Genomic DNA, 16,052 nt, shown 5'->3' with positions numbered 1-16,052 from the left:
TAAATTCATTATTAGAAAGTAGATTAGACAGACAGGAAAGGGCACAAAATGAGTCAATTTGAGAAATTAAAAAATATCGCAGTAGTTGCGCACGTTGACCACGGTAAAACGACGATGGTTGATGAAATCTTAAAACAATCAAACACTTTTGAAGAAAGAGCTGAGATTGTAGAAAGAGTTATGGACTCTGGTGAAATCGAAAAAGAGCGTGGGATTACGATCACTGCAAAAAACTGTTCTTTCTTTTATAAAGATACAAAGATTAACCTACTTGATACTCCAGGCCACGCGGACTTTGGTGGTGAAGTAGAAAGATCTCTTATGATGGTTGATGGTGTACTTCTTCTCGTTGATGCTTCAGAAGGTCCTCTTCCACAAACTCGTTTCGTACTAAGAAAAGCACTTTCTCGTGGTCTTAAGGTTGCGGTTATTATTAATAAGGTTGACCGTCCAGATCAAAGAATTGATGAAGTTAGAGGTGAATGTGAAGACCTACTACTTGAGATTGCAACAGAGCTAGAGGTTGAAGATTTTGATATTGATATTCCATTCATTTATGCATCAGCTAAAAATGGTTGGGCAGCAATGGAGCCAGGAGTTGTTCGCGAAGATATGATTCCTGTTCTAGACTTCATGGTTTCGGATTACTTCCCAGAGCCAAAGCAAGATATCGAAGCTCCACTGCAACTTCTTGTATCAAACCTTACATATTCTAAATTCCTAGGACAACAATTCGTAGGGCGTATTCACCAAGGAAAGATTGTTAAGAACCAACAATTTACTTGTATTGGTGCTGACAAATCAAAGAACTTTAAAGTTTCAAATATCCAAACTTATTCAGGACTTCAAACTGTAGAAGTTAACGAAGCTCATGCAGGTGAGATTGTAATCTGTGCTGGTATTGAAGAAGTTCATATTGGAGATACAATCACTCCAACAACTGATCAAAATCCACTAGAAAGAATTGAAGTTGAACCACCAACAGTTGCTGTTAACGTTTCCGTTTCAACATCTCCAATGAGTGGTCAAGAAGGTGAATACCTTACTTCAAGAAAGCTTGAAGAATTCTTACAAGATGCTTGTCGTCTAAATGTTGCTCTTAAATATGAAGCAACTGACGATGCAAAAGTATATAAGCTAAAAGGACGTGGAGAGCTTCAAATCGCTATCGTTTTTGAAGAGCTTAGACGTAAAGGATTTGAACTAATGGTTTCAAGACCAGAAGTACTTTTCCAAGAAATAGATGGTGAGAAACATGAGCCGTATGAACTTGCCGTTCTTGATGTTCCTGATGATTTCACAGGTGTTGTAACAGAGAAGCTTTCAATCAGAAAAGGGATCATGTCTTCAATGATGCCAATTGGTGAAGGTCGCACAAGAATTGAATTTGAAATTCCATCACGTGGTCTAATTGGTTACCGTGGTGCCTTCATGACAGATACTCGTGGTGAAGGAATCCTTTCTACTGAATTTCTAGGTTACCGTCCATACGCTGGTGATATGCTTGCTCGTCAAAATGGTGCAATCATCTCAGATAGAGCTGGTAAGGTTACTGGATACGCAATCTTTAACCTACTCAACAATGGTGAGTTCTTTGTTGAACCTGGTGATATGGTTTACGAAGGAATGGTTATTGGTGAGAGCAAGAAAGAAAACGACGCTAACGTAAATATCTGTCGTGGTAAGCAACTTACATCAGTTCGTACAGCAGGTAAGGATGAAAATATTATTCTTCCTCCAGTAAGACCTAGAACTCTTGAGTGGGCCCTAGACTGGATTGATAATGATGAATGGGTTGAGATTACTCCTCAAAATGTTCGTATCAGAAAGAAAGAACTTGCTGCAAATAAGCGTTCTGTAGTTAGAAAAGAAAAGAAATAAGTTCAAAATACTACTTAAGAGGCCTTTTTTAGAGGCCTTTTAAGTAATTAATATCATAGAGAATTTTAAAATTTCTCCCAAGAAATGCACTGCGCATATATTCAAATTATTGACGACGCCCCCTTTCATCCTATAAAATCAATATGTTATTGATGAAAACTAAAGAAGTTGAATTATGTCTAGATTAAGCCGATTAAAGAAACCACATGTAACTATTGTCGACGATGACTCTGATAACTTAGAAAATTATCAAGACCTTCTGGAAGATGATTTTGATTTACAGTTAATTCAAAGACCTCTCGAACTACTTACTTTTCTAAACACTAACAAAACTGACATTATGGTTCTTGACCTTCATATGCCAGAACTAAATGGTTTTGAACTTTATGAAAAAGCGCGACTTCTTGCCAAGAAGACTCCTGTTATTTTCTTAACAGGTGACCCATCAGAAGAAGCTTGTGTTAAGGGCCTTCAAATTGGAGCAGAGGACTTTATTGTAAAACCTGTAACGATCAATGAGTTAATTGCTCGTATCAAAAATAAAGTTGAAGCAAAGAAGAATCGTCACCGTCGTAAAAAGAAGAATGAAATTAGATTTGAAGAGCAAGGCTTTAATATCGATCTTGACCAGCAATTAGTGTATCTAAATGAAAAAGAAGTTAAACTGACTTCAACAGAATATAAGATTATTACACTATTAGCTTCTAATCCAAGTAAAGTTTTTCCAAAAGAGCATATCTCTCAAGTCGTTTGGGCCGAAAGCAATAACAACGCCCAAAATATTGATACTCACCTATCAAACTTACGACGCAAGCTAAAACCGTTTTCAGAATATATTAAAACAATAAAATCTCGTGGAGTCCTACTTAGACTGTAGGACTTCATCTAGAATAATTTGAGTTGCATGTTCACGGTCCTGTGGAACACTCGAGCTTGGAATCTTTTTGAGCTCTTCTTCGATTGAACAATTCTTAAATTCATCTTCCTCAATAACAATGGAGCCTAATACGCGATGTGCTTCCATCGCATTGTGATATTGTTCATTCTTTTGAGCAATTTTTAATGGAATAAAAAGACTTGGTTTTCCAAGAGCTATAAGCTCGGCAACTGTACCAGCACCAGAGCGCGAAATGATGTAGCGAGAAGCTTTCATTAGATCTGGCATTTCATCACCTAAGAAGGCCAAAGGTATATAGGTTTTACTACGAAGAGACTTGAATTCATCGATAGACTGACTACCAACTTGATGAATGACTGTGAATTTTTCACATAATGAGTCTAAGTTCTCTTTGATTTTATCATTAAGTAATTTTGAGCCATTTCCTCCACCAGTAACAAATAGGATTGGCAGAGCAGGATTTTTTAATTCAATCCCTTCAAAAGTACGAATATTGAGCTGAGTTGTTTTAAACTCTTCTCTAACTGGATAACCAGAATATCGAACCTTATCTTTTGGGAAATATTTTAAGGAATCTTTGAAGCTTACAAAAACGCGATAAGCAAAAATCGATGCGATCTTATTTGCAAGACCAACACGTGATGTTTGTTCATGGACTATTATTTTATAACCAAGAACTTTTCCGGCCATGACAGTGGGAACACTAACAAAGCCTCCCATCGACACAATAGTACTGGCACGAGAACGTAGTAGAAGTAGATGAATAAAAGATTGAAATAGACCTATTATTAAACGAAAAATATCTGTGAGATTTTGAAAATCTATATATCTTCTAAGCTTACCAGTAGAGACTCCAATATAGCGATCAACCTTACCTCTTGTCAGATTTGATTCAATCCCTTTATAAGATCCAAAATAGACTACTTTGATATTTGATTTTCTTATTTCACTAATTAGAGTTAGTGCTGGAACAACATGTCCCCCACTTCCACCACCAGTGAATACAACGGCCTTTTTATTTCTATCAATTAATTCATTTTGCATGCATTAATTATACATACTTTGCAGCTACATAGCCAGAAGACCAGGCCCACTGGAAATTGTATCCACCAAGAAGTCCTGTTACATCAAGAACTTCTCCTATAAAGAAGAGATTTTTTTGAAGTCGACTCTCCATTGTTTTTGAACTTACTTGATTTGTATCGACTCCACCACGTGTCACTTCGGCCTTACGATAGCCTTCTGTACCGCTAGGGATAAATTCCCAATGATGAAATACTTTAACTAAAAGCTCTTTTTGATCACCTGATAGCTCGGCACATTTTCGGTTAAGTGGTAGCTTAAATAATTTTAACCACTCTTCAACAAAGCGAATTGGCATTTCTTCTTTTAGAGCATTAAGAAGTGTCTTCTTATTTTTATCTTTTAGGATTTGGTAAATATCAGACTTAGGCATGAAGTTAATCTTTACTTTACTCTTAGATTCCCAATAGAGAGAGGCCTTTAAAATCGATGGCCCACTTAGCCCCTTATGTGTCCATAGGATATTTTCGAGGAATTTCTTATTACCTACACATACCTCAGATTCAATAGCAACACCTGCTAAGTTCTTTAAGACATTCTCTAAAGTAAATGGAACAAGAGCTGGTGTTGTTTCAACCATTTTGTGTCCAAACTGCTTTGCGATACGATAACCAATATCAGTGGCCCCTAATCCAGGAAATGAAAGTCCTCCAGTGGCAACGACTAGGCTATCTGCTTGGAAAGAATCTCTATTAGTAAGACTAACTTCATAGCAGTCTTCATAAGATACTTCATTCACTCGACTACTAACTTTTAACTCACAATTTGAAGGAATTGATTTCAAAAGTCCTTCCAATATTCCTCGTGACTTTTGGTCGCAAAATAATTGGCCAAGTGTTTTTTCATTATATGTTAAATTCAATTCGGAGATAAAAGAAATAAAATCCCAATTCGTATACTGGCTTAAAGCAGATTTACAAAAATGAGGATTTTGAGAAACGTAGAAATTTGGTGTGATATCAAGATTTGTAAAATTACAACGTCCACCACCAGAGACTAAGATCTTCTTTCCAGGGCCTTTGGCACCTTCTAGAATTAATACCTTTCGCCCTCTTTTGGCAGCATGGATGCCACAGAATAAACCTGCAGCACCCGCACCAATAATTATGACATCATATTTACTCATATTTAATTAATAACGGCTTTGACGAGAACTTCCTCTACTTCCACCGTTTGAAGAGCGTTTGTTGCCCCAGCTTTCATTTCCGCCACGACTTCCACTACGACCGCTACGACCACCACGATTTCCACCGCGTCCGCCACGATCTCCGCCGCGACCACCGCGTCCACCACGATCTCCACCACGCTCACGAGTAGCTTCAAATCTTAGCTTTTTATTTCCAATGAAAACCTGCTCTTGTCCATCAATTAGAAGCTTACCTGTTTCAAAAGGAATATCAACAAAAGAGAATTTATCCTTAAGTTGAACATTACGGATTCTTCTTTGATCAATATTTAGCTCACCTGCGATTGCATCTAAGAAAGACTTAATCTGAGCACCGTCTTCACGTCCATAATTTACGAAACAACGAATATTACCACGAGCATCAGCTCTTACTTCTCCACGAGGTCCACTTGCTCTTTCGCCACGGCCCTTTGGCTCAAGGTCGATTGTCGGGTTCATTTCAAAGCGCTTTAAGTTATCCGCAAATAGAGACTTGTACATTGCTCTTAGAACTTGTTCTTTTTCAAGATGATCGAAGTTCTCTGCAAAAGTTGCAAAAGAATCATCAAGATCGTCACTTTCCTCTAATTCTTCAAAAATCTCAGCAAAGTGATTAAGCTTACGACGTACCATCGCACCTTTAAGAGTATCAACAGAAGGGATTCTCTCTCTTTCAATCTTTGCTTTTGTTAGTCTCTCAAGTGCTGAAATCTTTCTTATTTCACTTGGTGAAACAACAGAAAGTGCTAAACCTTTCTGACCAGCACGACCTGTACGACCAATTCTGTGAACATAAGATTCAAGATCTTGTGGTAATCCAAAGTTGAATACGTGAGTTAAGTGATCAACATCAATTCCACGAGCAGCAACATCTGTACAAACAAGAAGTTTTACTTTCTTATTTTTAAACTTCTTCATAGTCACATCGCGATGCTTTTGATCCATGTCACCATGAAGAGAGTCTGCAAGATAACCTCTTAGGTTTAGCTCATCACAAAGAGAGCTTGCTTCAATTTTCGTCTTAGTGAAAATGATCCCGTAGTAGTCTTCAACAGCATCAAGAAGACGACAAACAGCTTCACGCATATATTGATCACGAACAAGATAGAACTTCTGAGTGATATTATCATTTGATAAAGTCTTCTTCTTAACTCTTACTATTTCTGGGTTATCCAGGTAATTCTTAATAAGATCAAGAATTGCCGGTGGCATTGTTGCTGAGAACATCCACGTTTTCTTATTTTCCGCTTGTGCTAAAATTTCCTTAACATCATCAAGGAAGCCCATATCTAGCATTTCATCTGCTTCATCAAGAACAGCATAATTAACTTCAGAAAGCTTTAGAACACGTCTTCTAATAAGATCAAGAACACGCCCAGGTGTTCCAACTACGATTTGTGGCTTTATCTTTTTTAAGTTTCTAATTTGATTATCAATTGATGTCCCACCATATACAGACATCGTCTTAATATTGTCATGTGTTGATAATTTTTTAATTTCATCACAAATTTGATTTGCAAGCTCTCTCGTTGGAGAAAGAATAATTGCTTGAATCGACTTACTATTAGTATCTAATAAGTGTAGAAGCGGAAGTGAAAAGGCCGCTGTTTTACCAGTTCCAGTTTGGGCCTGACCAACAAAGTCAGTGTTCTTTTCGATTAGTAGTGGAATTGCTTTAGACTGGATATCTGTAGCAGTTTCGAACCCTCTCTCTTCGAGTGCACGAAGCAGCGATTCCTTAAGTGGAATTTCGTTAAAATTCAATTTTGACTCCTTAAACGCAAGCCTAGAATGCAGGCCACGGATGTATTGCTCTCACTGAGCTGAAATAATGACTTTGTGACCGTCATTGATAAATAGGCGTATTTTCATATTTTCAGGGAATCTAACATGCTAGATGCGGTGTTTCAAGGGCCATTGAAAAAGTTCTATGGTGTTCATTTTTTTAATGTATTAAATTCTGATCTTAGATTCTGGGCCATATCACTAAAGAATTTAGAGACGGTTATGGATTTATTGAGTAACCAGTGATCAGTAGAGCATGTAAAAGTATAGGTATAACGTGTTTTTCCCTTACCTTCAGGAAGTATAAAGTAGGTACCACCAGAGGTTTTCATCACACTCTTCTTATTTAGAGGAGTTGAGATATACTTCTTAGAGGTAGTATCATCAAGCATCTCCATTGTTATCTTATAGCCATCTAAATAGCGAAAGACCCTGATTAAGTCGTTGTAAGTATAGACTCCATGGTTATATGAACGTCTTTTAACAATGAATCGATTAACTTCATTCTTAGCGAGATCAGCTACTTTTAATTTTTTAACGATGACAGACTCTATAAGCGAGTCACTATTATAAGGACAATCAATACTCTTATCAGAGATCTGGCGCTTATCCTTGTACTCATTATTACAGCGCTTATCAAAGGCCAATACTGTCTCCAAGACAGCTTCTACAGGTCTTTCTATCACGTCACTGATTGTTCCTTGATAAAGGCGAATTCCATCTTTCTTTCCAGATAGCATATGGACGCCGAATTTCTTCGACTTTTCTCTGTAATCAATATCAAACTTTTTAATATTGATGGCCATTGAAGATAATGACATAGAGATCGTTAGGAATGAGTATAAAATGCACTTCATAACAGATTATTTACCATTAACTCCCAAATTGAGCAAAAAGTAGATGACACTCTGAAGTCTATACAGGGTTAGACTAGTTAATAGATTAAACCTAGTAGAGGACAAACTAATTACTTTCTTTTATTTTCTTTAAAGAAACGATCGATAACTTCTTGTCTTTCAAAGGGTGTTCTGAGATTTTACAATTCACCACTTCTCATAAGTAGCTAATAATACTAATGGAGTGAAACGCGAAAAATCTCATCTTCGATAAGTTCACCAGTTTTAAAGTTCTTAAACCAGATACGAGCAGAAACCGTTTTATATGTAACCTGATGCTTAATATCCCAGATTCCATCATCTAAATTGGCAATCTCTAAGGCCATGCGCTCACACTCCTCTAGTGAGATATTTTCAACAATCTCTCTACGACTCCATTCACGATAATATGAGGAAAGCTTAACTCTAATAGGTAGATTCTCCAGAAAGACACCTTGAAGTACACAGGCCGTAGTGAATTCGATCTTGATATCATCTTCAATAACCTGAGTATCGTTATCTTTAATATCATTTCCCTCACTAGCAAAAGTGAGTGATGAAAATAGAATGGCCAATATTAATAGATTTAGCTTATGCATAAGAAACTCCCCCTAACTCTTAAAATCATAATAGGGGAAGCTAGCAATTGTTCTTTATGTTTTCAATCAGCCTAAAGTTATCTTTAGAAACATTAAGTAAAAGTTAACCACGTTTAAGCTAGAAGCTTATCAATTTCTCCAAGTTTACTTCTTAATGTCATTTTTGTGAAAGGCTTAAGGATGTAATTAGATGCTCCACTCATAACAGCTTCCATCACGATTTCTTTCTCATTTTCAGAGCTGAGCATAACAACGGGGATATCAACAAAGCGCTCATCGCTTTTCAACTCTTTTAATAACTCAATTCCATTCATATTTGGCATATTGATATCTGAGAAGATGAGATCAATTTTCTCATCACGTCCATAAAGTTCCTCTAATTTCTTTAGAGCATCTTGGCCATCAATGGCCTGATAGATTCGACCAAACCCTTCCTCTCGTAAATGGGAAACGATTGTCTCTCTTAAAGTATTTAAATCATCAATAACAAAAATTTTCTTATCTTCGTAACTCATAATCAACATCCTTAGAAATCAGTTAGTGGAGAAATTGGAAAAATAATCTCAGATATATCCGAATATTTTGAGCCACTTCCCCAATAGTCTATATATTTATAACGGAAAAAATATTTACCATCTCGATTACTTCGCCAACAAAAACTAGAGCTATTTGACCAAATCTCTCTTACGATCTTAGTCATTTGTACATCACGATAGATTTCGACGAAGTATTTACTAGCAGTTAAGTAGCTAGGCAATGTTACTCGGTAGCATAAATTCTTCGAATCATATTTCATGACATACGTCTTAACTTCTTCAGGGTTTATATTCTTTGGTGGTTTTACTTTAAATTCTTTTTCACCAAGTGCTTTCTTCTTTCCCTCTTCAATCTTAGAGACTTTAATCTTGTAGTCACTCATATCCTTACTTTCAAAATCAATACTATTTTGTTTTACTTCTTTTTTCATAATCAAAGAATTTGCAGTATCGAAGACTTCGACAATATATGATTCCTTATTTTCAGATTGTTCTAAAGGCCTTGAAGAAGTGTCGGGACTGTCCCAAGAAAAAGAGCTAACAATCACATTTTGCTTATTTTTTACGGTCTTCTTCTTAATTAAAACAGCTTCATCAATTTTAATATCTTTGGATAAAAGCTTTACTTTTGACTCTTCATTAACAACAGCTAAATTATACTTTCCACTTTTTAAATTTGTACTTTCAAATCCACCATCTTTACCGATAGAAAGTGGCACAAGTGCACCACTTGCCTTCTCAACCAACTTTACACTATGACTTGGGGCAATTAGAGGACGGTTTATATTAATCGATGTCACAATTTTATCCTCAAGTGACTTAGATTTGATTTCTTTTAATTGATACGGGTTCTCAAGTTTCAAATTTAACTTTTTCTCATAAGCTAAATTACTGGAAATACTCTTTGCATTAGGAGAAGTATTTGCTGTTGATATATTAGGGATGACAGATGCGGCTCCAACTGAGATCAGTGGAAGTACTGTAACGTTAATATTTTCTTGATCAAATGATGGAAAACTAAAGTCATTATCAGAAACAATATACTCAGATTTTTTCTTAATATCTGGGTACTCGACAATTACCTTAGATTTAATACCTTTTCGCATATTAAGTTTTATTTCAACAGGCTTCTCATAATCAATCGTCTTACTTTTAAGTGCTATTGGATCCATCTTATTGGCAACGACATCAAGACTATCAAATTCGCTAAAATCAGGACTTGTTGAAACGATATATTTCCCAAAGCTTAAGCTACTAATATCAAAACTTCCATTTGTTATAGGTAACTTTGAAATCTTATTTAATACATCTGATCCTAAACTTGTAGACTTAAGATAGATATGTGAAGAGTCTATTTGAGTAGATTTTTTCTTTAAAACAACCTTGTCCTGAGTGAGTAAATCAACTTCATCAGTTTCTAAAAATGAAGTATATTGCTGAATCTCTTTAACACTACTACCTATATCGTCGTTACTTGGAAGGATATCGAAACTATCGATGACCTTAAATGCTTGTGTAGTTGCAACTATGTACTTACCGGCCGCAAGCGTAGTTATATCAAACTTATTTTCTATTACACTTAACTCTATAGGAGCTAAATTACTATTTGCAGGCTTAACAAACACATGAGTAGGTTTCTGTATTTGAGAGATATCATTAAGCTCTACTTTTGTTGTTTTTTTAATATCGACAATATCCTGTGTGACAATTTTTTGATTTGCTACATTATTATTTACATTAACTACTTCCATTGATTGGAAGTTCGGCGATGAAGAGACAATATAACTTCCAACTGCCAATTGAGATAGATTAACAAGGCCATCTTCTACTTTTATTTTCAAAGGTGCTTCACTATTATTTACTGAACGTATATAAATCTCATCTGGTATTTTTTCTGATGTCATCAAATTAGGATTTAAAGATACTTTCTTTGTATCTGCTAAATTAATTTCATCATCGACAAATAGAGATCTACCATCTATTTTATCTATTGCACCAATGACTTTGAAAGAATCAACTTTCTCAAACCCTGGACTTGTGGAAATGAGGTACTTACCTGTCGCTAGAGGTGCAGTAATAAAGCTGCCATCAGTAACTTTTAATTTTATAACATTTGTTCTTTGCCCTGAAGGCTTAAGATAGACTTCACTGATATTTTGCGAAATCAAACTCTCATCAAGCTTGACTCTATCATTCTTTGATATATCGACTTCATTAGACTTTATAATGGAAATAATCTCAGTTTTAACTTTAGAATCAGTAATTTCAAAACTATCAATAGTTTGAAAATCAGGAGACGTTGAAACAAAGTACTTACCTGCCTTTAACAAGCTTACGTTAAACCCTTTGTTCTTCACATCAATCACAAAAGGTTGTGCTGAATCATTAACTGCTTTTACATAGACTTGTTTAACTTTTCCAATATCAAATTTTTCGTTGAGCTCTATCGTTTTCTTCTCTTCACGCTTAATTTTAGGTGTAGCAACAAGACGCTCTCCTTCAGCTAAACTTATTCCTTCTGGGGTAAATGAAGGAGAATTAGAATTTACTAAAGTTGACTCTCCTTCTTTTAGGTCTAACTTAGCTTTATGCTCATCTAATAAGTTTATAACAGAAGCCTCTCCTTTTAGAAGCTTAACTCCATAATTCTCTTCATTAAGTTTTTCTAGTTTTACAACCCCACCCTTTGCAACTTCAACAACAGAGTTTCCACGGTTAATTCTTAGAACTTGTTTTGTTTCACTAGCATCAACTTTCAAAGTTCCTTGATCGATATTTAAATCAAGTCCCTTTGATTCATTGATGACAACTCTAACGAGGCTATTTGGATTTATTTCAAGAGAACTCTTATTCTCTAATAATATATTGAGCGTCTGATTTGAACTGGTAAAAATCTGATCATTATTAAAAACCGTTTCTTGATTATTAATTTCAGACCATGAAAAACTTCTCTCAGTCTTTCTCTTGGCCCTTCCATCTGTTGTATCACCAACAATAATTAATTCTGATGAAATCTGATCCACTTTCGATAAATTCTGACTTAAATAAATACCCAATAAGACGAGTACACTACCTGATACCGCAAGCATTATTTCAAAGGCATTAAAGTGAGAAGATTTTAACTTGTTCATAATTTTGTGTATTTAGTCTAACATAGAAACAAAATTAATTTTATATAGGATAAAAAATGCACTTTTTTAATCTTCGAAATAAGATTCTTTCATTTGGCTTAATCATTTTAATCTTGGTTACTTCATTTAACCTCTACTATACCTACAATGTTTTTGAGGAGGATAAGGAATCATATATTTTCGAGAATGTTCTCAGAAGTACCGAATTAATCGATCGAGAGCTTGGTAAGTTAATTAGTCAACCTGACAAAGTTAAGCTCCAATTAAAGACTCAAGCTTTTAACGAAATTAAGTCCTTAATGGAGTCAGATAAGATATTTTCCTACGTTATAAAACACAAAGACAAGATTATCTTTGGAGAAGATAATTTATTTAACAAAACTGAGATAACAAGCTCTTCTCATCAAGCAATGGTAAAAGAGATAAGTTTTAATGAGGCTAAATATTTGGCCGGTATCGTGACTAACAAAACAAATGGAATCACTACAATTGCCTATATTAACAAAAGTAAGGCCTTTGCCTCCCTTGATTATCTAATAAAGAAGAATATCTACTTTGCAATTATACTCTTTGGAATTGTTCTTATTTTAACAATATTTTTTGCAAGAAGTATCACGACGCCAATTCTACAGATCATTCAAAGAACTGTGGATATTTCTAATGGTGATTATGACAATAAGGTTGTTGTAAAAACTAACGATGAGCTTAGGATACTTGGGGATAGTGTCAATACAATGTCCCATGAGATTAAGACTCTTCTTGATCAAAAACAGGAAATGATCGTCAAATTAGAAGAGGCAAATAAGCAACTCGATATCTACAGTAAAGACCTCGAAAAACTTGTTGATGAAAGAACAAAAGACTTAAAAGATGCGAACTCATATATTACAGCAATGCTAAATTCGCTTTCACAGGGTTTATTTGTTATACGACCAGATGGAACATGTTCTGACTTATATACAAACTCTTGCTTATCAATTTTTGGAAATTCCCCAGAAAACAAACGATTTGCGGAATATATTAAGTCCGAAAATGAGTCCGCTACACAGAAGTGGCTAGAGCTAACTTTTGCACAGAAGATGCCTTTTGAAAGCTGTGCACCACTTGGACCAGATAATTTCCAACAAGGTAGTCTTGGAGATGAGAACTTTAAGTATATTAATTTTGACTACTACCCTCTTATGCTTGATGAGACTCTTAGTGGCATTGTTGTTTTAGCAACGGACTTTACAGAAAAGTTAGTACTTGAAGAAAATATTAAGAGGAAAGAAGCTTATATTAACAATGTCACAGAGTATGTCCTCAATGAAGAAATCATAAAGAATCTAGTATCTGAAGCAAACAGTCTTCTTGACGAGATTATTGATTCACCTGCTAGTGACAGCTTTTGTGATCGCGCCCTTATGGTATTTCATACATTAAATGGTGGTTTTGGTACATACTCATTTAGTGATATTCAACAATATGCAATTGAATGTGAAGAATTCATTCAATCAAATGAATCCAATCCACAAGTCGTAAACGACATAAAGATTCGTGCTGCATCTGCAAAGGACCTTATTAACGAATCAATTAACGAGTTAGATGAAAAGTTTTCAAATCATAATATTATAAGCTTTGAAAAAGACGATATCGACTATCTATCAAGATCATTAAGCTCTCTTGGTAGCGAAGGTAAAGAAGTTCTTGAGAACTTTCTACATAAGAAATCGATATCAAGTATTTTTAATCCATACCCTAAATTAGTTGAGAAGATATCACAAAGCCTAGGAAAGCCGATGAAGGACTTAATCATTCCACAGTCAGACTTTCGTATAGCACCAGAAAAAGTTCAAGAATTTTCCAACTCTTTAGTACATGTTTTCAAAAATAGTATGGATCACGGTATAGAGCCGAGTGATCGAAGGTCAGAACTAGGAAAAGAAGAAAAAGGTGAAATAAAAATTGATATTCAAACTAATAATGATCAAATTAAAATATTAATAAGTGATGACGGAGCTGGACTCAATACAGAAGCGATAAAGGAAAAGCTTTTACAAAAGTATGAATCTGATGAAATTGAAAAGCTAAGTGAACAAGACTTGATGGCAAAAATATTTGATCCCAACTTCTCCACAAGAGATAGTGTCTCCGAGTTCTCAGGACGAGGAATAGGAATGAGTGCAGTTAAAGAGGCCATTGAGAAGCTTAATGGATCAATTTATGTCGATTCCAAGAAAGGTCATGGCACACGCTTTGAATTTAATTTAAAAGTTTAATTCTTTATTGAGCTAATATCTCTTCTCTTCGGATTTGAGAAGTCGTACTTTTTTCGTACTTCACGGTACTCTTTTCTCACAGTTTGGTAATCCTTGTAATATAGAGTAAAGCCAGGAAAAATTAAATCATAATCATCAATAACTTCTTTATTATTATCCCAGATATTGATCCAATAGCGACTACGTCCATCATATACTTTTTCCGAAATTCGTCCTAATGTATCATCCTTTTTAATTAAGTATGGATCACCTTCAGGTCTTGTATAATCTAAAACTTCTGGAACAACAGGAACTTTAATTTTTTGCCCTGTAAATAAATTAGTCGTACCATTTAATCTTTTAATATCCTTCCATCTTCTAATATCTTTATATAAGTAAAAGGCAATCTTCATGGCCGTATCATGTTGTTTTACGACATAGTAGTCAAAGGCTTCTTCATCTGCAGAAGCTGGGCCTCTTTTAATATCGTTAAAGCTTATTTCTTTTTCTATTAGTTTTGTTTTTGGTACATCTTCAAAAATCGAATCAGATCTAAGTATAGAGTGTTCCTTTTGAGCTGTGACTTCTCCAAGATCAAAAACCATTTCATCTTCAGAAACAACAACTTCTTCACTTTTACTCTCTTCCATTCCTAGTTGTTCAACTAAATTATATGAATCAAATGAACATGACTGAAGAGTTAATAAAATGACAATACTTGATAAAATCGAATTACTTTTCATACTAAATACCTCAATAACTATTCGGCACTAAGTAAAAAAAGTTTAAAGATTATTAAAGGATATAACCGAAACCTAACCCCAGTCTAAGTGTTGTGATATCAGAAGGACCACTCATCCAATGGTATTTAAATAAGCTATGAGCAAAGAAACTATTTCCAAGGTTTTTAAATAGATAAAATAAAACCTTACTACCTGAAAAGGTTTCATTATACTCAGAAGCTGCGAAGCTATTATCTCTACTGGAAACAACTGAGTGTGAATAACTTAATTTTGTAAAGAATTTATGGCCGAGAATATCAATAGATCTTGAAGCACCAACTGTTAAATAGATAACCTGATTTGTATCAAAAGTAACAAGAGCATTTTTTTGTAAATTTTCAAGATTAAAGGTATTAAACTTCTCAAAATCAAGCCCTGTATACCACGACATCTTTGGTGACTTTAATTTATAAGAAAAATAAATATTGCCTCCAATTTCTGGATCAACTTTTACTTCATCATCTGTTTGATCAATCAAGGCAGTCGTTAAGTAAGAATAATAAATGCTCCCCGCAAAGTTATAAGGCTTCTCCTTTGGATAATAAGAAACACTTAAACCTAGAGAGATGGGTGAATTTTGTAAAAAAGTTACATCTGCATGGGCCGGATTATTTTGCGTAAAGCTTCCATATGATGCCATATAGAAAACAGAAGCCCTCAAGGGAGACTCACTTAATTCTTCTTTCAGTTTATCGAGCTTTTCCTGAGTTGTTCTTTGGGACTTCTTTAAATTAAATTGAAACTTTGAAAGCTTATCAAAATCCAAAAGATCAACAGAGATATATAGCTCAAAACGAGAGTTAGCTTTTAAGTTATTAAAATTGATTCTCTTATTATTCTTAATTGTTTTCTCAACCATAGGATGATTGATACTTACAATCGAATCGTCTTTGATAAACTTCTTATAAATTTCAGATAAACGCTCTTTATCCTTACTTACTCGGTAAGGAAGCTTAATAAACTTGACCTTTTTACTCTTGATAATTTCTTGGAAATCTAAGGGTTCTGCGCCTACTGGCAATAAAAAGACACAAAAAAGAAATATAACCTTAAGAAATCCCACACTTACCCACTTTAAGA

At 34.8% G+C, this 16,052-nt stretch carries 12 protein-coding genes; 3 read left to right on the top strand and 9 right to left on the bottom strand.

The window, feature by feature from the left end:
* Nucleotides 1-48: 48 nt before the first annotated feature.
* Together typA and ACN5L8_RS09700 are read left to right on the top strand one after the other, a co-directional pair.
* Nucleotides 49-1,881, top strand: a complete 1,833-nt coding sequence (gene typA, locus ACN5L8_RS09705; RefSeq protein ID WP_114705649.1) for a translational GTPase TypA — start codon at nt 49-51, stop codon at nt 1,879-1,881.
* Nucleotides 1,882-2,056: 175 nt separating this feature from the next.
* A complete protein-coding gene (locus ACN5L8_RS09700; RefSeq protein ID WP_120405416.1) occupies nt 2,057-2,758 on the top strand; it encodes a response regulator transcription factor in 702 nt (233 codons plus the stop codon).
* On the opposite strand, the gene ACN5L8_RS09695 is transcribed toward ACN5L8_RS09700, so the two are convergent.
* From ACN5L8_RS09695 to ACN5L8_RS09665, 7 genes are all read right to left on the bottom strand, one after another.
* Nucleotides 2,744-3,823, bottom strand: coding sequence for a UDP-N-acetylglucosamine--N-acetylmuramyl-(pentapeptide) pyrophosphoryl-undecaprenol N-acetylglucosamine transferase (locus tag ACN5L8_RS09695; RefSeq protein ID WP_419172915.1), 1,080 nt, complete (start codon nt 3,821-3,823; stop codon nt 2,744-2,746). The genes ACN5L8_RS09700 and ACN5L8_RS09695 overlap by 15 nt on opposite strands.
* A 7-nt stretch (nt 3,824-3,830) precedes the next feature.
* Entirely contained in the window at nt 3,831-4,988 is a 1,158-nt protein-coding gene (locus tag ACN5L8_RS09690) for an NAD(P)/FAD-dependent oxidoreductase (protein ID WP_419172914.1), read from the bottom strand.
* A 6-nt stretch (nt 4,989-4,994) separates the two neighbouring features.
* Nucleotides 4,995-6,791 (bottom strand): DEAD/DEAH box helicase, encoded by a 1,797-nt coding sequence (locus ACN5L8_RS09685; protein ID WP_419172913.1) that lies wholly within the window; start codon nt 6,789-6,791, stop codon nt 4,995-4,997.
* 173 nt (nt 6,792-6,964) lie between these two features.
* Entirely contained in the window at nt 6,965-7,669 is a 705-nt protein-coding gene (locus ACN5L8_RS09680) for a hypothetical protein (RefSeq protein ID WP_120405420.1), read from the bottom strand.
* 215 nt (nt 7,670-7,884) lie between these two features.
* Complete coding sequence (locus ACN5L8_RS09675) at nt 7,885-8,286, bottom strand: hypothetical protein (protein ID WP_419172912.1); 402 nt, start codon at nt 8,284-8,286, stop codon at nt 7,885-7,887.
* A gap of 113 nt (nt 8,287-8,399) precedes the next feature.
* Nucleotides 8,400-8,801, bottom strand: coding sequence for a response regulator (locus tag ACN5L8_RS09670; RefSeq protein WP_158536756.1), 402 nt, complete (start codon nt 8,799-8,801; stop codon nt 8,400-8,402).
* A gap of 11 nt (nt 8,802-8,812) precedes the next feature.
* Nucleotides 8,813-11,953 (bottom strand): FecR domain-containing protein, encoded by a 3,141-nt coding sequence (locus ACN5L8_RS09665; protein WP_419172911.1) that lies wholly within the window; start codon nt 11,951-11,953, stop codon nt 8,813-8,815.
* A gap of 56 nt (nt 11,954-12,009) precedes the next feature.
* On the opposite strand from ACN5L8_RS09665, the gene ACN5L8_RS09660 reads away from it, so the two are divergent.
* Entirely contained in the window at nt 12,010-14,211 is a 2,202-nt protein-coding gene (locus tag ACN5L8_RS09660) for an ATP-binding protein (RefSeq protein WP_419172910.1), read from the top strand.
* Here ACN5L8_RS09660 and ACN5L8_RS09655 read toward each other — a convergent pair.
* Both ACN5L8_RS09655 and ACN5L8_RS09650 read right to left on the bottom strand, forming a co-directional pair.
* Nucleotides 14,208-14,933 (bottom strand): LysM peptidoglycan-binding domain-containing protein, encoded by a 726-nt coding sequence (locus ACN5L8_RS09655; protein ID WP_419168101.1) that lies wholly within the window; start codon nt 14,931-14,933, stop codon nt 14,208-14,210. The two genes, ACN5L8_RS09660 and ACN5L8_RS09655, sit on opposite strands and share 4 nt — an antisense overlap.
* 52 nt (nt 14,934-14,985) lie before the next feature.
* Entirely contained in the window at nt 14,986-16,035 is a 1,050-nt protein-coding gene (locus tag ACN5L8_RS09650) for a hypothetical protein (protein ID WP_419172909.1), read from the bottom strand.
* Nucleotides 16,036-16,052 lie beyond the last annotated feature (17 nt).

It is taken from the genome of Halobacteriovorax sp., from assembly GCF_048381875.1.
GTDB lineage: Bacteria > Bdellovibrionota > Bacteriovoracia > Bacteriovoracales > Bacteriovoracaceae > Halobacteriovorax_A > Halobacteriovorax_A vibrionivorans.
The sequence above is the reverse complement of the archived record's forward strand: the minus strand, read 5'-3'. Positions and strand labels throughout refer to the sequence as shown.